Annotated in this window: 13 protein-coding genes, 1 tRNA gene and 2 other RNA genes; all 16 read left to right on the top strand. The window is 57.3% G+C overall.

The genetic code is table 11. The annotated features are described in order from the left end of the window. Positions 1-264 precede the first annotated feature (264 nt). Positions 265-1,956: a kdo(2)-lipid A phosphoethanolamine 7''-transferase gene (gene eptB / locus IV493_RS17455; RefSeq protein ID WP_147789670.1), complete on the top strand. Its 1,692-nt coding sequence runs from the start codon at positions 265-267 to the stop codon at positions 1,954-1,956. Between the two features lie 125 nt (positions 1,957-2,081). Next, positions 2,082-2,158: transfer RNA gene (locus IV493_RS17450), tRNA-Pro, on the top strand. Positions 2,159-2,192: 34 nt separating this feature from the next. Continuing rightward, positions 2,193-2,321: non-coding RNA, RtT sRNA (locus tag IV493_RS17445), on the top strand. A gap of 35 nt (positions 2,322-2,356) precedes the next feature. Beyond that, a non-coding RNA gene (locus IV493_RS17440) (RtT sRNA) lies at positions 2,357-2,485 on the top strand. Between the two features lie 1,153 nt (positions 2,486-3,638). Continuing rightward, positions 3,639-5,249 (top strand): dipeptide ABC transporter periplasmic-binding protein DppA, encoded by a 1,611-nt coding sequence (dppA, locus tag IV493_RS17435; protein ID WP_013359637.1) that lies wholly within the window; start codon positions 3,639-3,641, stop codon positions 5,247-5,249. A gap of 171 nt (positions 5,250-5,420) precedes the next feature. Continuing rightward, entirely contained in the window at positions 5,421-6,440 is a 1,020-nt protein-coding gene (gene dppB, locus IV493_RS17430; protein WP_013359638.1) for a dipeptide ABC transporter permease DppB, read from the top strand. A gap of 9 nt (positions 6,441-6,449) precedes the next feature. Next, positions 6,450-7,352 (top strand): dipeptide ABC transporter permease DppC, encoded by a 903-nt coding sequence (gene dppC / locus IV493_RS17425; protein WP_013359639.1) that lies wholly within the window; start codon positions 6,450-6,452, stop codon positions 7,350-7,352. A 12-nt stretch (positions 7,353-7,364) separates the two neighbouring features. Then, entirely contained in the window at positions 7,365-8,351 is a 987-nt protein-coding gene (gene dppD / locus IV493_RS17420) for a dipeptide ABC transporter ATP-binding protein (protein WP_033784396.1), read from the top strand. Beyond that, entirely contained in the window at positions 8,341-9,363 is a 1,023-nt protein-coding gene (gene dppF, locus IV493_RS17415; protein WP_095706420.1) for a dipeptide ABC transporter ATP-binding subunit DppF, read from the top strand. The genes dppD and dppF overlap by 11 nt, the downstream gene beginning before the upstream one ends. Before the next feature lie 691 nt (positions 9,364-10,054). Further along, the gene (bcsO, locus tag IV493_RS17410; protein ID WP_195857511.1) at positions 10,055-10,648 is read left to right on the top strand and encodes a cellulose biosynthesis protein BcsO; all 594 of its coding nucleotides are present in this window, start codon (positions 10,055-10,057) and stop codon (positions 10,646-10,648) included. Further along, positions 10,639-11,442: a cellulose biosynthesis protein BcsQ gene (bcsQ, locus tag IV493_RS17405; protein ID WP_195857510.1), complete on the top strand. Its 804-nt coding sequence runs from the start codon at positions 10,639-10,641 to the stop codon at positions 11,440-11,442. The genes bcsO and bcsQ overlap by 10 nt, the downstream gene beginning before the upstream one ends. A gap of 48 nt (positions 11,443-11,490) precedes the next feature. Next, positions 11,491-13,602 (top strand): UDP-forming cellulose synthase catalytic subunit, encoded by a 2,112-nt coding sequence (bcsA, locus tag IV493_RS17400; protein ID WP_195857509.1) that lies wholly within the window; start codon positions 11,491-11,493, stop codon positions 13,600-13,602. Continuing rightward, positions 13,599-16,646, top strand: a complete 3,048-nt coding sequence (bcsB, locus tag IV493_RS17395) for a cellulose biosynthesis cyclic di-GMP-binding regulatory protein BcsB (RefSeq protein ID WP_195857508.1) — start codon at positions 13,599-13,601, stop codon at positions 16,644-16,646. The genes bcsA and bcsB overlap by 4 nt, the downstream gene beginning before the upstream one ends. A gap of 11 nt (positions 16,647-16,657) precedes the next feature. Beyond that, on the top strand, positions 16,658-20,473 hold the full coding sequence (locus IV493_RS17390) for a cellulose biosynthesis protein BcsC (protein WP_195857507.1): 3,816 nt from the start codon (positions 16,658-16,660) through the stop codon (positions 20,471-20,473). Continuing rightward, positions 20,473-20,916: a cellulose biosynthesis protein BcsD gene (bcsD, locus tag IV493_RS17385; protein WP_195857506.1), complete on the top strand. Its 444-nt coding sequence runs from the start codon at positions 20,473-20,475 to the stop codon at positions 20,914-20,916. Before IV493_RS17390 ends, bcsD begins: the two co-directional genes overlap by 1 nt. An 8-nt stretch (positions 20,917-20,924) precedes the next feature. Continuing rightward, on the top strand, positions 20,925-21,932 hold the full coding sequence (locus tag IV493_RS17380) for a glycosyl hydrolase family 8 (protein ID WP_013359648.1): 1,008 nt from the start codon (positions 20,925-20,927) through the stop codon (positions 21,930-21,932).

Raw genomic sequence — 21,932 nt, 5'->3', positions numbered from 1 at the left:
CTCTCCTGCTGTTTTCTGCGTCAGCCAGCCAACAGTCACTCTCCGCCATGTACAAAAAATGTGCTAATCCGGTCGACAACGATTATTTTCTGGTCTATCAACCGCGGCCATGTTTTACTGAGCCACCTCGCGTTATAGCCAGTAAATCCGTTCAGAATTTTCCTTCATCTTGTCCGGTCCGCTTATTCAGCGAACTCTGCCGCGTTTCGGCAGTCACATAAAAGATTTGGTCAAGCGCTTCACACCGGAGAAACTCCTTTTTTCATGAATTATATTAAAACCCTGACTCAGCAGAAGTTATCGCTACTGCTGGCGCTCTACCTCGGTATCTTACTGAACTTACCGATTTTCTATCGTCGTTTTGACGGTTTTCTCAGGCAATCCACGGTAACGAACTGGCTCACTGCCGTCACCGAGGTCGTGGCCATTGTGCTGCTGACGTTCTTTCTGATGCGTCTGCTGTCGCTGGGCGGAAAGTGGTTTTATCGCGTGCTGGCCACGATGATTGTTCTGATCTCTGTTGCCGCCGCCTATTACATGGCGTTTTTTAACGTTGTAATTGGCTACGGCATTGTGGCGTCGGTGATGACGACCGATACCGATCTTTCTAAAGAAGTGGTTGGCTACCATTTCATCCTGTGGATGGTTCTGGTCAGCGCGCTGCCGCTGCTGATGATCTGGCGCAACAGGCTGAGCATGACACTGAATGAACAGCTGCGTACGCCAGGGCAGCGCCTGAAACCGACCCTGATTATGCTGCTCTGCGTAGCCCTGGTCTGGCTGCCGATCCGTTATTTCGACAAGCTGCAGAAGCATAATGAAGAGATCACTAACATCGATCTGCCGAGCTACGGCGGTGTGGTCGCCCACTCGTATCTTCCTTCCAACTGGCTGGCGGCTGTAGGACTGTTTGCCTGGACCCGCGTGGATGAGTCGCTAAATAGCGAGGAGCTGCTGGATCCGGCGAAGAAGTTTACCTACGTTGCGCCTGCCGGTCTGGACGATACCTATGTGGTGTTTGTGATTGGCGAAACCACCCGCTGGGATCACATGGGAATGCTGGGTTATGAGCGCGACACGACGCCTAAGCTGTCGAAAGAGAAGAACCTGGTCGCGTTCCGCGGCGAGTCCTGTGATACCGCGACGAAGCTGTCGCTGCGCTGCATGTTCGTACGCGAAGGCGGTACCATGGATAACCCTGGCCGCACGCTGAAAGAGCAGAATGTGTTTGCGGTGATGAAAGAGCTGGGCTTCACCTCTGAGCTGTTTGCGATGCAGAGTGAAGTCTGGTTCTACGACAACGTCAATGCCAACAACTTTGCTTTCCGTGAGCAGATTGGTTCAGAGAAGCGCAATCAGGGCAAAGCGGTCGATGACATGCTGCTGGTGCCGGAGATGAAAGCGTCACTGGATCGTTTTCCGAAAGGTAAGCATCTGGTGGTGCTGCACACCAAAGGTTCGCACTATCTTTATTCACAGCGTTATCCGCGTAGCTTCGCGAAGTATCAGCCGGAGTGTATGGGCGTCGATGAGACCTGCAGCAAAGCGCAGTTGATTAACGCTTATGACAACTCGGTGCTGTATGTCGATAGCATGCTGGATAGCGTGCTGGATCAGCTGCGTGATAAGAAGGCGATCGTCTTCTATGCTGCTGATCACGGTGAGTCGATCAGCGAAAATATGCACCTGCACGGTACGCCGCGTGAGATGGCACCGCCGGAGCAGTTCCGTGTGCCGATGATGGTCTGGGCGTCAGATAAGTATCTGGAAGATAGTCAGAACCGCAGCAACTTCGAGCGCCTGCAGGCGCAACAACGTGTGGGCCGCACGCATCGTCACGTTGAGTTGTTCGATACCATCCTGGGTTGTCTGGGCTACACCTCGCCAGATGGCGGCATTAACCCGGCTAACAACTGGTGTCAGGCACCGGCTAAAAGTCAGGCTAAAGCGCTGTAATAGTGAGCGAAAAGGGCAGGGCAGGTGGTTAATTTCCGGTAACCGCGTGCTTTCCAGGCGATTGGCGGCAAAAGCATAAAAAGCGGTTGACGCTGATCGGGGGTAGCAGTAACATGCGCCCCCATCGGCGAGTAGCGCAGCTTGGTAGCGCAACTGGTTTGGGACCAGTGGGTCGGAGGTTCGAATCCTCTCTCGCCGACCATATTTAAGAAACCTGTCTGAAAAGACAGGTTTTTTTCGTCTGTAGAAAATGAGGATGAGGACCTCCGAAGGAGGTTTGAGCCGAGCGTAGCGAGACAACGTTGCTTCAGCAACGGCCCGGAGGGCGCTGCTCGAAGAGCAGAGTAATCCTCTCTCGCCGACCATATTTAAGAAACCTGTCTGAAAAGACAGGTTTTTTTTCGTCTGTAGAAAATGAGGATGAGGACCTCCGAAGGAGGTTTGAGCCGAGCGTAGCGAGACAACGTTGCTTCAGCAACGGCCCGGAGGGCGCTGCTCGAAGAGCAGAGTAATCCTCTCTCGCCGACCATATTTAAGAAAACCTGTCTGAAAAGACAGGTTTTTTTTCGTCTGTAGAAAAGTCATGGGCAGGCAAAAAAATTAGTGGTGTGCGGGCTTCAGGGAGCATACGCCTTCCGCAAAGACGCAAAACCGCTATCCCTGGCGAGCTCTGCGCGGGCGATTACGCACCTCATCCCTGAGGTGCGCACGTTGCCGGGCCAACGCGTTGCGTTGTTCAAAAACGCTCCCGTCGTTTTTATCCGGGCGGCGCGATGCTTTGCTACAGGCGTATGCTCCCTTCGCTTTACGTCTGGCAGACGCATCAGGTACTTACAGAAGCACTACAAACGGCTGGCAGATCTAAACCCTAGGAATCTGACCGCAGTGCATAAATTCAAGGCGAAGGGGACGCGGGCAGAGGAGGAAAGCGTCCCACGCCAGGGACGGCGTGGGCCGAGCGTCCAGGGATGGTTTAAGCGCCTTTCCGATCTGCCCGTGTTCCCGAAGCAGATCTCGATCTTAACGCCACTCCCGCTTACCACATTTTGTTTTGTTGCCCGCCTCGCTGCCTTCCAGAAAGTTCCAGTAAACTCCATCCGCCGCGCATTTCGCTTACCCGCCGTTATTGTTACCCCTTTCCCGCTGTCAGGCCTTGCCCTGTAAGAGTTACGATCATAATTCGCGACACATTCTTCTTATGACCGAAAGCGGCAACATGCTGATTTCTTATGCTTCTTTCCCAGCATATTCCGCTGGTTGAACGTCATAACGCACGGTGAATCGTTCAGTTATTCAACATTTGCCGGTAAAAGTTTTAAGTTTTTTAGCGGTGAGAATCACTAGCGATAGAGCCGCTATCCAGCACAATGCACGGAATTCAGGCCAGCTACGCTGTGCATTGTATGGCTTTCAGACAGAAACGGTTTTTATTACCGTTGCATGCTATTCCTCACACTCTGTGTAAATAAGTAACCGTTGTATTGACGTTCTTTGCAACTGTTGACAAATTGATGCGTCAATAAACGCGCAGTTACGGAATTTTCTGAATGCACAATCTGCGTCAGAAAAAACATAAAAAACGCAGCGCGCGTTAACCACCTGTTCGGTGGTACGCCTGAACCGCATAAAAAAATCAGAGGTCGGGCAATACACACAACATCACATCACAATGGAGCAAAAGCATGATCAACTCCCTGGCTAAATCCGGGATGCTGAAGGTCGGTCTGAGCCTGATTGCTATGACTGTCGCCGCCGGTGTTCAGGCAAAAACCCTCGTTTACTGTTCTGAAGGTTCTCCGGAAGGCTTTAACCCGCAGTTGTTCACCTCGGGCACCACCTACGATGCCAGCTCACGTCAGATCTACAATCGACTGGTTGAGTTCACTATCGGCACCACCGAACTGCACGCTGCGCTGGCAGAGAAGTGGGATGTCAGTGAAGACGGTAAAACCTACACCTTCCACCTGCGTAAAGGTGTGAAGTGGCAGACCACCAAAGATTTCAAACCGACGCGCGACTTCAATGCGGATGATGTGGTGTTCACCTTTGAGCGCCAGCTGGATAAAAACAACGCCTACCACGGCGTCTCCGGCGGCAGCTACGAATATTTCGAAGGCATGGACATGCCGAAGCTGATCAGCAAAATCGAAAAAGTGGACGAGAATACCGTTCGCTTCGTGCTGACCCGCCCTGAGTCACCGTTCCTTGCTGACCTCGGCATGGACTTCGCCTCGATTCTGTCGAAAGAGTACGCAGACAACATGCTGAAAGCGGGCACCCCGCAAAACGTCGACCTGAACCCGGTCGGTACCGGTCCGTTCCAGCTGCTGCAGTACCAGAAAGATTCGCGCATTCTTTACAAAGCTAACCCGGATTACTGGGGCACCAAGCCAAAAATCGATCGCTTAGTCTTCTCCATTACCCCGGATGCGTCGGTGCGCTACGCCAAGCTGCAGAAGGGCGAATGTCAGGTCATGCCATATCCGAACCCGGCTGACATTGCGCGTATGAAGCAGGACAAAAACATCAACCTGTATGAGCAGGCTGGCCTTAACGTTGGCTATCTGTCGTACAACGTTGAGAAAAAACCGCTGGATAACCTGAAAGTGCGTCAGGCACTGACCATGGCGGTCAACAAAAAAGCGATTATCGACGCCGTTTATCAGGGTGCAGGCCAGCCTGCTAAAAACCTGATCCCACCAACGATGTGGGGCTATAACGACGACGTAAAAGACTACGCCTACGATCCTGAGAAAGCCAAAGCGCTGCTGAAAGAAGCGGGCATGGCAGACGGTTTCTCCATCGACCTGTGGGCAATGCCGGTTCAGCGTCCGTACAACCCGAACGCTCGCCGCATGGCTGAGATGATTCAGAGCGACTGGGCGAAAATTGGCGTCAAAGCCAAAATCGTCACCTACGAGTGGGGCGAATATCTGAAGCGCGCCAAAGCGGGTGAGCACCAGACCGTCATGATGGGCTGGACTGGCGACAATGGGGATCCGGATAACTTCCTGGCCACCCTGTTCAGCTGCTCAGCGGCGAAAGATGGCTCTAACTACTCGCGCTGGTGTGATAAATCCTTCGAGGATCAGATTCAGCCCGCTCGCGCCACCGCCGATCAGGCGAAGCGTATCGAGTACTACAAGCAGGCTCAGGTTGTGATGCATGACCAGGCACCGGCGCTGATGATCGCGCACTCAACGGTATACGAACCGGTCAGCAAAAAAGTCTCCGGTTACAAAGTCGATCCGCTGGGCGGACACTACTTTGCTCAGGTAGACATTAAAGAATAATTGTCGCCTTTTCCGGGGCGGCTGCGCGTCGCCCCGGCTTTATCTCCCTGTTTTACTGGAAACGGTAGAGGCGCAGCCTGTCTGCGTCGCGGTCGGGCCTACCCGATCGTCAGATGTAAGCAATAACAACCCTCGCGGCGACGGTCGCGCGGACAAGAGAGAACCCGGATTATGCTGCAGTTCATACTCCGACGTCTGGGCCTTGTCATCCCAACGTTTATCGGTATTACATTACTCACCTTCGCGTTTGTTCACATGATCCCCGGCGATCCGGTGCTGATCATGGCCGGCGAGCGCGGTATTTCTCCTGAACGTCATGCACAGTTAATGGCGCTGTTAGGTCTGGATCAGCCGCTGTGGAAACAGTACCTGAACTACATTAACGGCGTATTACATGGCGACCTGGGCATTTCACTCAAGAGCCGCATCCCTGTCTGGGATGAGTTTGTTCCGCGCTTCAAAGCGACGCTGGAACTTGGCATCTGCGCCATGATATTTGCCGTGGCCATTGGTATCCCGGTTGGGGTGCTGGCGGCGGTAAAACGCGGTTCAATTTTCGATCACACCGCTGTGGGCATCTCACTGACCGGCTACTCCATGCCAATCTTCTGGTGGGGCATCATGCTGATCATGCTGGTCTCGGTGCAGCTCAACCTGACACCGGTTTCCGGGCGGGTCGGTGATACCGTCTTCCTGGATGACAGCATGCCGCTGACCGGCTTTATGCTGATTGACACCTTCTTCTGGGGTGAGCCGGGCGACTTCCACGATGCGGTGATGCACATGATCCTGCCCGCCATCGTGCTCGGCACCATTCCGCTGGCGGTAATTGTACGAATGACGCGTTCGGCAATGCTCGAAGTACTGGGTGAAGATTACATCCGTACGGCGCGCGCCAAAGGCCTGACGCGGATGCGCGTGATCGTCGTGCATGCACTGCGTAACGCTATGCTGCCGGTGGTGACGGTCATCGGCCTGCAGGTCGGCACGTTGCTGGCCGGGGCGATTCTGACCGAAACCATCTTCTCGTGGCCGGGTCTGGGGCGCTGGCTGATTGAAGCGTTGCAGCGCCGTGACTATCCGGTGGTGCAGGGCGGTGTGCTGCTGACCGCGGTACTGATTATTGTGGTCAACCTGCTGGTTGATCTGCTGTATGGCGTGGTTAACCCGCGCATACGTCACAAGAAATAAGGGGGCATCATGTCTGTTGTTGATCCCGGCAGCGTTACCGTTGCACCCAAGCCGATGACCCCATTCCAGGAATTCTGGCACTACTTCAAACGTAACAAAGGCGCCGTCGTGGGCCTGGTCTACATCATCATTGTATTGCTGTGTGCCATTTTTGCCGATGTGCTGGCCCCGCATGCGCCTGCTGAGCAGTTCCGCGATGCGCTGCTGCATCCGCCGGTCTGGCAGGAGGGCGGTAACTGGAGCTACATTCTGGGCACCGACGACGTGGGCCGCGATGTGCTGTCGCGTCTGATGTACGGTGCGCGCCTGTCGCTGCTGGTCGGCTGTCTGGTGGTGGTGCTGTCGCTGATTTTCGGCGTGATCTTCGGCCTGCTGGCCGGTTATCTCGGCGGCGTGGTCGATGCCATCATCATGCGCGTGGTCGATATCATGCTGGCATTGCCAAGCCTGCTGCTGGCGCTGGTGCTGGTCGCCATCTTTGGCCCCTCGATCGTTAACGCCTCTATCGCGCTGACCTTTGTGGCGCTGCCGCACTATATCCGTCTGACCCGCGCGGCGGTGCTGGTGGAAGTGAACCGCGACTATGTGACCGCCTCCGGCGTGGCCGGTGCCGGTATGCTGCGCCAGATGTTTGTGAATATTCTGCCTAACTGCCTTGCACCGCTGATCGTGCAGGCTTCATTAGGTTTCTCCAACGCCATTCTCGATATGGCGGCGTTGGGCTTTCTCGGTATGGGTGCGCAACCGCCAACGCCGGAGTGGGGCACCATGCTCTCCGACGTTCTGCAGTATGCGCAAAGTGCCTGGTGGGTCGTGACCTTCCCTGGATTGGTCATTCTGCTTACCGTGCTGGCATTTAACCTGATGGGCGACGGTTTGCGTGATGCCCTCGACCCGAAACTCAAGCAGTAAAGAGGCACCGAGATGGCGTTATTAAATGTAGACAAACTATCGGTGCATTTCGGCGACGATAAAGCACCGTTCCGTGCGGTTGACCGCATCAGTTATCAGGTTGAGCAGGGCCAGGTCGTCGGTATCGTGGGCGAGTCCGGCTCCGGTAAATCGGTCAGTTCACTGGCGATCATGGGACTGATCGACTTCCCTGGCAAAGTGATGGCGGAGAAGCTGGAGTTCAACCAGCGCGATCTGAAACGCATCTCTGAACGCGAGCGCCGCCAGCTGGTGGGCGCTGAAGTGGCGATGATTTTTCAGGACCCGATGACCAGCCTGAATCCCTGCTACACCGTGGGCTTCCAGATTATGGAAGCGATCAAGGTGCATCAGGGCGGCAACAAACGCACCCGGCGTCAGCGGGCAATCGACCTGCTGAATCAGGTCGGCATTCCCGATCCGGCGTCACGGCTTGATGTCTATCCGCACCAGCTGTCGGGCGGGATGAGCCAGCGTGTGATGATTGCCATGGCGATCGCCTGCCGGCCTAAGCTGCTGATCGCCGATGAGCCGACGACGGCGCTCGACGTGACCATTCAGGCGCAAATCATCGAACTGCTGCTGGATCTGCAGCGGCAGGAGAACATGGCGCTGATCCTGATTACGCACGATCTGGCGTTAGTGGCAGAAGCGGCGCACCACATTATCGTGATGTATGCCGGACAGGTTGTGGAGAGCGGGAAAGCGACCGATATCTTCAAAGCGCCGCGCCATCCTTATACCCAGGCGCTGCTGCGCGCGCTGCCGGAGTTTGCGGCTGATAAAGCGCGTCTGGCGTCACTGCCTGGCGTAGTGCCGGGCAAATATGACCGCCCGGCTGGCTGTCTGCTTAACCCACGCTGCCCCTATGCGACTGACCTTTGTCGCCAGGAAGAACCGGAACTGCGCACCATTCCAGGACGTCAGTCCAAGTGTCACTATCCTCTGGATGATGCCGGGAGACCCACTTATGAGTCATGAAACCACGAAAGATCAGTTCCTGCTGCAGGCGATTGATCTGAAAAAACACTACCCGGTGAAGAAGGGGCTGTTTGGTCAGGAGCGTCTGGTCAAAGCGCTGGATGGCGTCTCTTTTAATCTGGAGCGCGGCAAAACGCTGGCGGTCGTCGGCGAGTCAGGCTGTGGTAAATCCACGCTGGGCCGGTTGCTGACGATGATTGAAACCCCGACAGAAGGGCAGCTTTACTGGCACGGTCAGGATCTGCTGAAGCACGATCCCCAGGCGCAGAAGCTGCGTCGTCAGAAAATCCAGATCGTATTCCAGAACCCGTATGGCTCACTCAATCCGCGTAAAAAAGTAAGCCAGATTCTGGAGGAGCCACTGGTCATCAATACCCAGCTGACCAAAGCGGAACGCCGCGAGAAGACGCTGGAGATGATGGCGAAAGTGGGCCTGAAAACCGAACATTACGATCGCTACCCGCACATGTTCTCAGGCGGTCAGCGTCAGCGTATCGCCATCGCGCGTGGGCTGATGCTCGATCCGGACGTGCTGATTGCCGATGAGCCGGTTTCGGCGCTCGATGTTTCGGTGCGTGCTCAGGTGCTGAACCTGATGATGGATCTGCAGCAGGATATGGGTCTCTCCTACGTCTTTATCTCGCACGATTTGTCGGTAGTAGAGCACATTGCCGATGAGGTGATGGTGATGTATCTCGGCCGTTGCGTCGAGAAGGGCAGTAAAGAGGCGATTTTTGCCAACCCGCGCCATCCTTATACCCAGGCTTTGCTGTCAGCGACGCCGCGTCTGAATCCGGACGACCGTCGTGAGCGTATTAAGCTGACCGGCGAGCTGCCCAGCCCGCTTAATCCGCCGCCAGGCTGTGCTTTCAATGCACGCTGCCACCGACGTTTTGGCACCTGCGTGCAGTTACAGCCGAAGCTGAAAAACTACAGTGGTCAGGAGATTGCCTGCTTCGCGGTCGATCAGGATGAGAACCAGCCGGTGGGTGTGGCAGAAAAGGTCAGCTGAGGATTGGCGGCTCAGGCCGTTGATTCAGTGATAGCTCAGGGAGCATACGCCTTTCGCAAAGACGCAAAACGCCTCTGTAGCCCGCGTTGCTTTGCTCCAGGTGTATGCTCCCCTCTCCTGAAGAGGGTTAACCGTCTGTGCTTCTGAGTGGGTAGTGTCATACTCCCTGCGTTCTCACTTCTCTTCTCAGCCAAAGGCGCCTTTCTGGCGCTTTTTTTTATCTCAATTCCGCTGTAAACCAGCACCGCTGGCGGACCAGCCATCACGTTTTGGTTATTTCCCGTCTTTTTCCGTAATCAGATTTAACCTGTTTTTCTGCTGGCAATATTCGCAGCGAAAAAAGATAAACACTCCCCATCCCTTATGACAGCGATCAGGCTTTTTTGCGCCTGCGGCAGCCCGATTGCGGCTTAACATTGCGCTTATCGTGTCCCGCCTGGTTGTGCCAGTGGTTGTCAGAGCGGCTAAGTCTTAAAAATTATTGAAACATCGCAGATTAATTTAACTTAAACATCACTTATTAATTATAGGGGTTAATCATCTTATGTTGGCTTTATTCCGCTGTAAGTGAATCTTTATGATTAAACTATTTTATTGAATCTGCTTTATTTGTAATCAGGTTTTTCTGACTGACATTAAAGGGATGTGTTATATTCCAGGAAAATTCCTCCCTTGTTGCAGGCCACGGCCAATGAAGAATAATTACGATGATTTGCAGCGTTTTAAAGAGAAAACGCAAACGCTCGACATCGACTTTAAAGATATGTCTGGCCAGGCGCAGGAAGCGGCGGAACACAGTAAATGGTCTTTGATTCGCCAACTGGCGAAAGAGGACCATCAGACTTCACTGGGAGGCGGTCAGCGAATCGACCTGCCGCAGCCTCAGCCGCTGCGCGGGGATGAATTCACCGCGCCACCGCCTGAGGCACCGGCAAGGCCCGCCACACTCAGTGCGCAACCGACGACATCAGCCCGCAGCTCAATTCTCGATAGCCTGTCAGGCAGCAGCCTGCCCGCAGCCCGCACGGCTGAACGTGACCCTTCATCACTGTTTCCGCCGCCGCCGCAAAAACGGGTTGCGGCTGAGCCTGTTGCTGTATCACATCCTGAGCCCGTCCGGCCCGCCATGGCGGCAAATTTAAAGCCCGCCCTCACGCCTGTCACACCCCATTCTGAACCGGAACGGTTTAGTGCCTTGTTCCGCTCGCGTGACAGCGAACCGTCGAATCTGCCGAAAGAAACTTTACTCAAACCGTTACTGGAGAAGATTGCGCTATGCCGTTAGTTTGTGTGTGCTCGCCGAAGGGAGGCGTGGGGAAAACCACGCTTGCGGCGAATCTGGCCTGGAGTCTGGCGCGTTCCGGTAGCAAAGTTCTGGCTATTGATTTTGATGTGCAGAATGCACTGCGTCTTCACTTTGGCGTGCCGCTGCATGATGGTCGCGGATTTGTGGCGCGCTCAGAAGAGCAGGCGGACTGGAGCCAGTCGATCCTCACCACTGGCGGCAATATCTTTGTCCTGCCTTATGGCGATGTCACCGAGCCACAGCGCGAACGGTTCGAAGAGAACCTGATGAAAGATCCCAACTTTATTAAGCGTGGTCTTGATACGGTACTTAATTATCCCGGTCTGGTCATTGTCGCTGATTTTCCGCCTGGTCCGGGCCCGGCCCTTAAAGCAATGACGGCGCTGGCCGATATGCATTTAGTGGTGATGTTAGCGGATACCGCTTCTGTGTCGTTATTACCGCAGATTGAAGAGAACCGGATGACCGGGAAACCGCTCAATAATAAGCAGGGACACTATTTTATCCTGAACCAGTGCGATAATCGCCGGAATATTAATCGCGATGTCACTGCATTTATGCAGCAGCGTCTGGGCGATAATTTACTGGGCGTGGTTCACCGTGATGAAAGTGTGGGTGAAGCCAATGCTTCCCAGCAGTCCGTATATGATTTCAGTCCTGCCTCAGCAGCGGCATTTGATATTGAACTGATCGCCAAACGGGTCAGCAGCATTCTGAATATCACCGTGGGAAATGGCGAAGTTCAGGCTTCCATCCGCACAAATCATTTTTAGTCGGCTACTGCAGGCGACTGCCTTACACAGCTCTTCTCAGGGTGAATCATGAGTAAAATCGGGTTTTACCTGCTGCTGCTGGTGCTTGCACCCGTTGCCGCGGTGATCATCATTACGCCAATGGACAGCCAGAAACAGTATATTTTTGGTCTGATCAGCATCGGCATGATGTTTTTATTGGGTTTCAGCAAGAGCCGCAAAATAACCGTGGTGATGGTGATTCTCTCTGCCCTGATGTCCAGCCGGTATATCTGGTGGCGCACCACTGAGACGCTGCACTTTAATTCCGAAGTCGAGGCGATATTAGGGATTGGCTTATATCTGGCGGAGCTTTACGTCTGGCTGATCTTAATTCTCGGCTTCCTGCAAACCACCTGGCCATTAAAGCGCACCATTGAGCCGTTGCCGGACGATACTCGTCTGTGGCCGACGGTCGATATTTATGTGCCGTCTTACAATGAAAGCCTGGATGTGGTGCGCGATACCGTGCTGGCGGCGCAGTGTATCGACTACCCGCGTGACAAACTCAAAATCTATCTGCTGGATGATGGCAAACGCAGCGAATTTGCCCGCTTTGCGGCGGATGTCGGGGTCGGGTATATCACCCGCGACGACAACAAACATGCCAAAGCGGGTAACCTCAACCATGCGATGAAAATCACCAAAGGTGAGCTGATTTGCATCTTCGACTGCGACCACGTGGCAACCCGCACTTTCCTGCAGGCGACGGTGGGACCGTTTCTGAAAGATCCGAAGCTGGCGCTGTTGCAGACGCCGCACTACTTCTATTCGCCCGATCCCTTTGAGCGCAACCTGCGCGCTGCGCGCAGCATTCCCAACGAAGGCGCGCTGTTTTATGGCCCGGTGCAGCAGGGTAACGATAACTGGAACGCCACCTTCTTCTGCGGCTCCTGTGCGGTAATCCGTCGTTCGGCGCTGGAAGAGATTGGCGGCTTTGCCGTTGAAACGGTCACTGAAGATGCACACACCGCCCTGAAAATGCAGCGCCTGGGCTGGGGTTCAGCGTTCCTGTCGATCCCGCTGGCGGCCGGTCTGGCGACCGAACGTCTGGGTCTGCACATCATCCAGCGAACCCGCTGGGCGCGCGGCATGACGCAGATTTTCCGCGTCGATAATCCGCTGTTTGGTCGTGGCCTGAAGTGGCAGCAGCGTCTTTGCTACCTCAACGCCATGCTCCACTTCCAGTTCGGCCTGCCACGCGTCGCCTTCCTGACCGCGCCGCTGGCTTACCTGCTGTTTAATCTGAATATTATTCACTCGTCGGCGTCGCTGATTTTTGCCTATGTGCTGCCGCACCTGGTGATGTCGCTTTACGTTAACTCGCGCATGAATGGCCGCTTCCGTTACACCTTCTGGGGTGAGATTTATGAGACGGTAATGTGCTTCCATCTGGTGATCCCGACCATCCTGACGCTGCTGTCGCCGAAACATGGCAAGTTTAACGTGACCGATAAAGGCGGCGTGCTGGATCAGGGCTTCTTCGATTTCCACATCGTGCGTCCGCACGTCATTGTGGCGCTGCTGCTGGGCATCGGGATTGTCGCGGGCGTGGTACGTGCGGTGATGCATGACTATTTTGGCGTCGACCCTTACGTTATTGCGCTTAACGTCGGCTGGGCGATTTTCAGCCTGATCATTCTGATGGCGGCGATTGCCGTAGCGCGCGAAACCAAACAGGTGCGTAAAACCATCCGCGTTGACGTACAAATCCCGGCGATTATTCACTACGCCAGCGGCATTTCATCACGCACGCTGACCAGTAACCTGTCGATGGGCGGTGCGCAACTCGATGCGCCGGATGGGCGTCATGAAACGGATGTCATTGAAGAGATCGACCTGCTGCTGAAATCCGGCGCGATTACCATCCCGGTGAGTAAGATTTCCGGCGATGAGGAGAGCATCCGCCTGCGCTTTGAGGCGATGCCGCTGGCGCGCCGTCGCGAACTGGTGCGTGTGGTGCTCGCGCGTGCGGATGCCTGGATCCAGCCGGAGTATAAGCAGGACAACCCGCTGATTTCGCTGGGCACCATTATCCGCACCGTATTTGAGCTGTTCTGGCTGACCTGGAAAGGTCGCCACGATAAACGTAAAAAAGTCGACCCGGTTGCCGCGGCGGCGAAAGAGGATGGCGCGGCATGAAGATCCTGACGCACACGTTGCTGGCCAGTTCACTGACCGCCGCGTTATGGCTGACGCCCGCTGGCGCGGAAACGCCGACAGCGATTGATAACAGCAGTGCCGCGCCGGTAAACAGCGCGGCACCGATGCCACCTGAGGCTGCTGCAACCCGCCAGCCAGCGGGTGCTGCCGTCAGTGCGCCGGTAAACAGCGCGGCTCCGGCGTCGTCTGAGGCCGCTGGATCCTCACAATCTGCTAATGCCGCCGTCAGTGCGCCGGTAAACAGCGCGGCTCCGGCATCGTCTGATGCCGCTGGAACCTCACAATCTGCTAATGCCGCCGTCAGTGCGCCGGTAAACAGTGCGGCTCCGGCATCGCCTGAGGCTGCTGCAACCACACAGTCAGCCAATGCCACTGTCAGTGTGCCAGCGGAAAACCAGGCTCCGGCGACGCCACCTGCAACGCCTGTTAATAACACTGCCACACCAGATGCCGGTTCAGCGCAGGTGACGGCCCCGGTGAGTGTTGGCGGGTCAGCAACGCCGTCAGTGCCATCCGCGGCCCAGCCCGCAGAATCTGTACCGGCCTCTGCGTCACAGAGTGCAGTACCGGATGCCTCACAGACATCTGCGACCCCATCTTATGCTCCGGCTGCAGAAGCCGCCGCCGCACCTCAGGCGTCAGTAACCGGTGAAGCTTCACCCGCCGCGCCAGCCACCGCACCGGTGACGAGCAGCGGCGCTGTGACGCAGGACAGCAGCGCGCTCTCCGCGGTGCCGCTGCCGCAGGGGCTGAGCAGTGCCGATCCCGCGCTGGAAGCGGCCGCCAGTGCGCTGCCCTACGCGCCAGGCCAGACGACTGCGCCGGTTGCAGAACCGCAGATGCCGATCACGGCGGCTATCAATCAGCCGATCAGCAGCGTCATCTCCGTAGCCCAGATGGGCCAGTCGCGCGGTATCACGCTGACCGGCGGCCAGTTACAGTCGGGCATCACCTTTACCCTGCCCGGCGATGAGGTCATTACCAATGCGCGACTGAATCTGACGCTGCGCGTCTCAGCCGCGCTGGCAGCTCGCAATACTTCGCTGCAGCTGATGCTGAATGGTCAGCCGCTCGGTACGCTGCCGCTGGGTGCCACGGACAGCGACGTCAGTGATTATGAGCTGGATATTCCGGCGGCGATGGTGGTGTCGAACAACAACCTCAGTTTTAAAATCAACGATGCGGACAAGCTGCTGTGTGAGAAGGAGAGCGCGCAGCAGTATCAGGTCACCATTCTGCCGAATACCGCGCTGCACCTTGAAGGGCAGAAGCTTAATATCGGTACGCGCCTGCGCAACTTCCCGCGTCCGTTCCTGGATCCGCAGCGGATGACGGCGTCCACCATCACGATGGGCTTTGCCAGTAACGTTTCACCTGATGCGGTCAGCGCGGCGGCACTGGTCGCTTCCTGGCTTGGCATTCAGAGTGATTATCGCGGCATCCGGTTCCCGGTGGTGCGCGGCGAACTGCCGGAAAACAACGGCATCCTGTTTGGTCATCCTGGCGATCGAATCGGCATCCTGACGTTCCCGGCCAGTCATGGCCCGATGCTGCAGGTGGTGGATAACCCCAGTAACCCGGTTTACAAATTACTACTGGTCAGTGGTAACAATGACGATCAGCTGCGTCAGGCGGCGAACCGTCTGACAACCCAGCCCTTTACCACCGATGAGAGCCAGCTGCAGGTTCCTGTACAGACCATTGGCAACCGCAAACCTTACGATGCGCCACGCTGGATTAACACTGACCGCCCGGTCCGCCTGAGCGAACTGCTGCGTAAAGACCAGAGCCTGACCAGCAGCGGCATCTGGCATGATGCGCTGCGGGTGAACTTCCGCGCCGCGCCTGATCTGTTCCTGTGGGATGGCGACACGGTGCCGGTTAATCTGCACTATCGTTTCCCGTCCGAAAGCTGGATTGATGAGGACAACTCGTTCCTTAACGTCATGCTCAACGGCACTTTCCTGCGTAACCTGACGGTCAACAAAGTTGGCCTGCTGGAGAACGCCTGGCATCGTTTAGGCGGTGATGCACGTCAGGAACAGTATCAGCTGAATCTCGAGCCCTATCTGATCTATGGCGATAACCAGCTGGCGCTCTACTTCAATATCAAACCGCGCGCCGATGCGCCCTGCGGTGTGCTCCTGAATAACAACATCAAGAGTCGGATTGAAGAGGACTCGTGGATCGATCTGAGCCATACCCGCCACTTCAGCATGTTGCCGAACCTCTCTTACTTTGTCGGTGCCTCGTTCCCGTTCTCGCGGCTGGCTGACTTCGGCCAGACCACGCTGTTGCTGCCGGAAACACCCAGTAATGCCGAGCTGTCGACGCTGCTGGATCTGGCGGCGCGGGCCGGAACCGCGACCGGCGTAGCGCTGACGCAGAATCAGGTGCTGTTTGGTCTGCCCACTGGCGGCACCCATCTGGCGCGCATCCAGCAGAGCGATCTGCTGGCAGTCAGCACCACCGGCAACAGCGCTTTCAATCAGGCGATGCTGGCGGCGTCACCTTATGATGCCACCAGCAGCACCTTTGGGGTGAAAGAGCCGGACACGCTGGAAAAATTACGCGGCTGGCTGACCGGCGACTGGAGTCGTCAGCAGCTGGATGCAGATCGTTACTTCTCTTCCAACGAAGCGTGGCGGGGCTTTCTCAGCTACCGGTCGCCGTGGAATCGCGATCGGCTGGTGGTGATGACGGTGGCAACCAGCGACGATCAGCTGCTGCGACTGCACAACGATTTAAGTTCGGCGCAGATTAACGCCGCAGTGCGTGGCGACACCGCGATTATCACCGATGAAAACGGCATTCGTAGTTTCCGCGTCGGTGCACAGTTCCCCAGCGGCGAGATGCCCTGGTACATGATGGTGGTTTGGTATGCCAACCAGCACTCGGTGCTGCTGGCGGTGGCGGCGATGCTGCTCTCTGCGCTGGTGGGCAGTGCGGCCTGGGTGATGCTGAAGCGTCATGCCTGGCGGCGTCTGAACCCAAAGCAGAGCCATGATTCCGGCAGGAAGTAAGGACAATAATAATGAAAAAAAATCTGTTAAGTGCCGGTATCCGTAAAGCGTTACTGCTGGGAGGCGCGCTGGCTCTGTCGCCGCCGCTGCTGGCGGCGGAAAGCGCTAATCCGGCGTTGCAGGCCCTGTTCGATCAGGCTTCCTACTGGCATCAGAAAGCGCATGACGACCTGGCGAAAGCCTCGCTGCAAAAGGTGCTGATGGTTGAACCCGGCAATACCCAGGCGCTTTATCTGCTGGCCCTCTATTCACAGCAGGGTGGCGACACGGCTGCCGCAATGGAGTATCGCGCCCGTCTCAGCCAGGTCTCCCCCAGCGATCCGCACCTGAGCGAGCTGGATAATGCGCGCCAGATGCAGACCATTCCGCAGGCGCAGCTTTCGCTGGCGCGTCAGCAGGCGCGCAGCGGCAACATTCCGGCGGCGTTACAGACCTGGCGCAACACCTTCAGCGGTAATGAGCCGCCACCGAGCGTCGCGGCAGAATATTATCTTACGATGGCGGGTGACCGTACGCTGCTGCCGCAGGCGGTTGAGGCGCTGCGGCAGTTTGCGGCTCAGCATCCGCAGGACACCGGCGCACGGCTGGCGCTGGGTAAGGCGCTGACTTATCAGGAACCGACCCGTCGCGAAGGCATTGAGGTGCTGAGTTCGCTGGCGAGTGGTAATCAGGATGCCGATCGTTCACTGCGCCAGGCGCTGCTGTGGCTCGGTCCGCAGCCGTCAGACGCGGCCCTCTATCAGACCTGGCAGCAGCGTCATCCGCAGGACTCCGCCGTCATCGACTACTACCGTAAAAATGTCGGTGGCGCAGAAAAAGGAGCCGGATTCAGTGCGCTGAACAGCGGTGACGTCGGCGGAGCACAGACCAGCTTTGAAAAAGTGCTGGGAGCCAATCCCCAGGATGCCGATGCGCTAGCGGGCATGGGCTATGTGGCCCAGCGAGCCGGACGTTATCAGGAAGCGGCTGATTATCTGCAACGCTCTGCTCAGCAGGGCGGCGATCAGGGTTCCTCACGCCAGCAGCAGGCCGACGATGCCCGCTTTTATGCGCAGCTGGCCAGCGCGCAGCAGGCGCTGAAAAACGGCGACAGCGCGCAGGCGCTGACCTTAAGCGAACCGCTGGTCCAGGCTGACGGTGAAAAAGGGCTGGCCGCCAGGCTGTTCCGCGCCGACGTGTTGCGCCGCACCAATCAGCCTGAGCAGGCGGAGCAGATCTATCGCACCATTCTGCAAAGTGATGCGGATAACCGCAGCGCCAAAGAAGGGCTGTTCTACGTTCTGCGTCAGCAGAATCGCAGTGCCGAAGCCAGTACGCTGCTGGGGGCACTGCCCGACAGCGTGCGTCAGAGCGTCACGCCACGGGCCAATGAAGCGGATGCGCTGCGTCAGCAGGCGAAGCGTCAGCTGGCGGCCGGTAACAACGCCGCTGCTATCGCGACGCTGCAGCAGGGTATTCAGCGCTATCCCTCTGATGGCTGGCTGCGGCTCGATTTAGCCCGGCTCTATCGTCAGCAGGGCGATACGCTGCTGGCGGCCAACGTGATGCAGCCGGTGATGCGCAACGGGGCCAGCACCAGCGAACTCTATGCCGGTGCGCTGAACGCCAGCGAAAGCGGTGGCTGGCAGCAGGCCAGCGCGTTGCTGGCGCGCATTCCTGCCAATGCGCAGACGGCGGCGATGCGTGAACTGGCGCAGCGGGTGAATTTCAATCTGCAGATGAGCACCGCCGATCAGTACCTGGCGCAGGGCGCGACGGCCGCCGCCGCCAATACCCTGAAAGCGCTCACGGTCACGCCGCCCGCTAATCCGGTGGATGCCGGAAACCTGGCGCAGAAGCTGGCAAAGGCGGGCGATCTCAGCAGCGCGGTGTCGGTGGTGCGGACGAACCTGCAGCGTGGCGTGCAGGGCAATGCGGGCGATTATGCCGCGCAGATGGCGGTGCTGAATCAGGCGGGCCTCGGCAGTGAGGCGCAGCGCTTCCTCAGCAACCCGGAGCTGCAGGCGCGCAGTACCCCGACCCAGCTCGCCGGTATCCGCAACGGTTATCTGATTAACGAAGTGGATCGCCTGCGGCAGCAGCGTCAGTACGCGGTGGCTTATGACAAGCTGATTGGCGCGCTGCAGCAGGATCCGCAGAACCGCGATCTGATGTTCGCGATGGCCCGTCTCTATCAGGACGGCAAGATGAACCGGGATGCGGGCGTAGTCTATGACTACCTGATGACCCAGGATACGCCGACCCAGGATGCGCGCGTCGGGGCCATCAACGTCGCGCTGGCGCAGAACAATGTGCCGCGTGCTAACGAGCTGAGCCGCGGCCTTAACACCACCACGCAGACGCCGGATCGTCTGCTGTTGCTGGCACGTGTCGCCGAAGCCAATGGCAACCATTCACAGGCGATGGCGTATCTGCGTTCGGCACGCGGGCAACTGACTGGCCTGCAGGGCGCGCAGTCTGGCAGTGTGCCGACCGTGGGCGGCCTGGCGCTGGCGGACAATCCGTTTATCAACCGCACCACCTCGCCAGTGGGACGCTCACCGTCCAGCTACGGCACCGTGCTGCCGTGGCAGGCCGCACCGGCGGGCCAGACTGCTGGCGTGACATCACAGGGCGAACCGGCTGCGGGCAGCACAACGGTTTCTCAGCAGTCACAGGTTCTGCATGACGTTAACACCATGATGGATTCGCTACAGGAGAAAACGGCTACCTGGAGTCAGGGCATGGTGCAGGTGCGCGGGCGCGACGGCGAGTCGGGCCTGAGCAAACTGACGGAAGCCAAAGCGCCGCTGACCTTCTCTACCGTGCCGTTTGAAACGGCGCGCCTCGACTTTACCGCCACGCCGGTCTCACTCACGGCAGGCAGTGGCGCCGCCGATGCCTGGCGTCGTTTCGGCACCAATGCGCTGAGCCAGGGCCGCGTTGTGGCCGCAGGCGGCGCGACGGTGAATGACCTGCCCACCGCGACCACCGATTCGCAGACCGCTTCTGGCGTCGAGTTGAATCTGGCGCTGAAGGGCGACAGCTATAAAGTAGATATCGGCAGTACGCCGCTGGGCCAGGATCTCAGTACGCTGGTCGGGGGTGTGCAGTGGTCACCGAAACTCACCGACTTCCTGACGCTGATCCTGACTGGTGAGCGTCGCGCGATTACCGACAGCCTGCTCTCTTACGTCGGCGCAGAAGATAAAGCCAGCGGCAAACGCTGGGGACGTGTCACGAAGAACGGCGCGAACGCCCTGTTAAGCTACGATAATGGCGATGCGGGCTTCTACGCTGGCGGCGGCGCGTACAGCTATCTTGGTGAAAATGTCGCCAGCAACAACAATCTGCAGGCGACCGCCGGGGTGTATGTTCGTCCGTTCCACAGTGACGACCGCGAGCTGAAAGTGGGCATGAGTCTGGCGTGGATGGACTTCTCAAAAAACCTCAGCTACTTCAGCTACGGGCAGGGCGGTTACTTCAGCCCGCAGAACTACGCGTCGGTCTCGTTCCCGATAGAGTTCTCACGCAAGTTTGACGATCTCAAAGTGAATATTGGCGGGGCAGCCGGTTATCAGACCTACAGTCAGGATAAGAGCGCGTACTTCCCGGCGGATGCCAGCCTGCAGTCAGAGCTGGAATCCCTTGCTGCCAGCGGCAGCGTGAAAGACGCGTACTACTCTGGCGGCAGTAAAAACGGCATCGGCTATAACCTGCATGCCGGGGCGGACTACAAACTCAATAAAGATGTGACGATTGGCGGCCAGCTGGGTTATGACACCTTTGGTGACTACAACGAAAGCAGCGCCAGGCTCTATGTCCGTTACCTGTTCGGAGAGAAGTAATGAGTGAGCATTCGGGGGTATCACATCCTTATCAGCCGGGCTGGTTTGACCTGGTCAGCGTGCTGATTGACGGGATGATCGCCAACGCCGGTCAGCAGGAGGCGGAAGCCTTTCTCTACAGGATGGGTGAATCGCTGGCGACCCGCTATCCTTTGCCAGAGTCGCGCACCGTGCAGGATCTGGAGCGCGAGACCAACCTGCAACTGGCGCGGTTTAACTGGGGCTTTGTGCAGCTTCAGCCGGAAGAGAAGGCGCTGCTGATTGCGTATCACGCCTTACCGGCAGGCGACAATCGCCATTCTCCGGCTGACTGGCAGGCGGCGTTTGGTGCGGTCATCGCCGGGCTTTTTTCAGGCTGGTTGCAGGGCCAGGGCGGCAGTAGAATGGTACCGGTGACGCTTGAACTCAACGATGGCAGCACGCTGCACTATCGATATCAATAGGATCAGAAATGAAACGTAAGCCATTCTGGATGGGCTGGATCTGCACTGTTTTACTGCTGGCCTGCAGCGCGCAGGCCAATGCCAGCGGCTGGGATACCTTTAAAAGTCGTTTTCTGACCGCCGAAGGGCGGATCACGGATACCGCCAATAACAATGTCAGTCACACCGAAGGTCAGGGGTATGGCATGTTGCTGGCGGTGGCCAACAACGATCGCGCCACCTTCGATCGGCTGTGGCAGTGGACACGCACTCAGCTGCGTAATCCGCAGACCGATCTCTTCTACTGGCGCTATGTGCCGGGCAGTGACAACCCGGTTGCCGACAAAAATAACGCCTCGGATGGCGATGTGCTGCTGGCATGGGCGCTACAGCGCGCCGCACAGAAATGGCAGGTGGAGAGCTATCAGCAGGAGTCAGACCGCATTCAGCGCGCCATCATCAAGCTGGATGTCACGAGCTTTGGCGGCCATACCGTCCTGCTGCCGGGCGCGCAGGGCTTCAATAAAACCAGCTATGTGGTGCTGAACCCCTCGTACTTCCTGTTTCAGGCGTGGCGGGAGTTTGGCGAGCGCAGTCATCTGCAGGTCTGGGATAAGCTGATTAACGATGGTTTTGATCTGCTGGGTAAGCTGAGCTTTGGTAAAACCGGCCTGCCGCTGGACTGGGTCGCGCTGAATGCGGATGGGTCGGTTGCGCCAGCGGTGGGTTACTCAAACCGCTTCAGCTACGACGCGATCCGCGTGCCGCTGAACATCTGGTGGTATGACCCGCACAGTCTGGCGCTGGTGCCGTTTCAGCGCGTCTGGCAGGGTTACAGCCGCATGCTGACCCCCGCCTGGTTCGATGTGCTGGCGAATGCACCCGCTCCTTACCACCTTGAGGGCGGTCTGCTGGCGGTGCGTGACCTGACGCTGAATGAGACCGGCTATCTGAGCGATAAGCTGGCTGCCGATCAGAACTACTTCTCTGCCAGCCTGCAGCTGCTGACCTGGCAGGCGTTTCAGGAGAAGCGCTGA

It is taken from the genome of Pantoea sp. SM3640 (genome assembly GCF_015654165.1).
GTDB lineage: Bacteria > Pseudomonadota > Gammaproteobacteria > Enterobacterales > Enterobacteriaceae > Pantoea > Pantoea vagans.
This window is presented reverse-complemented; position numbering and strand designations above follow the sequence as displayed.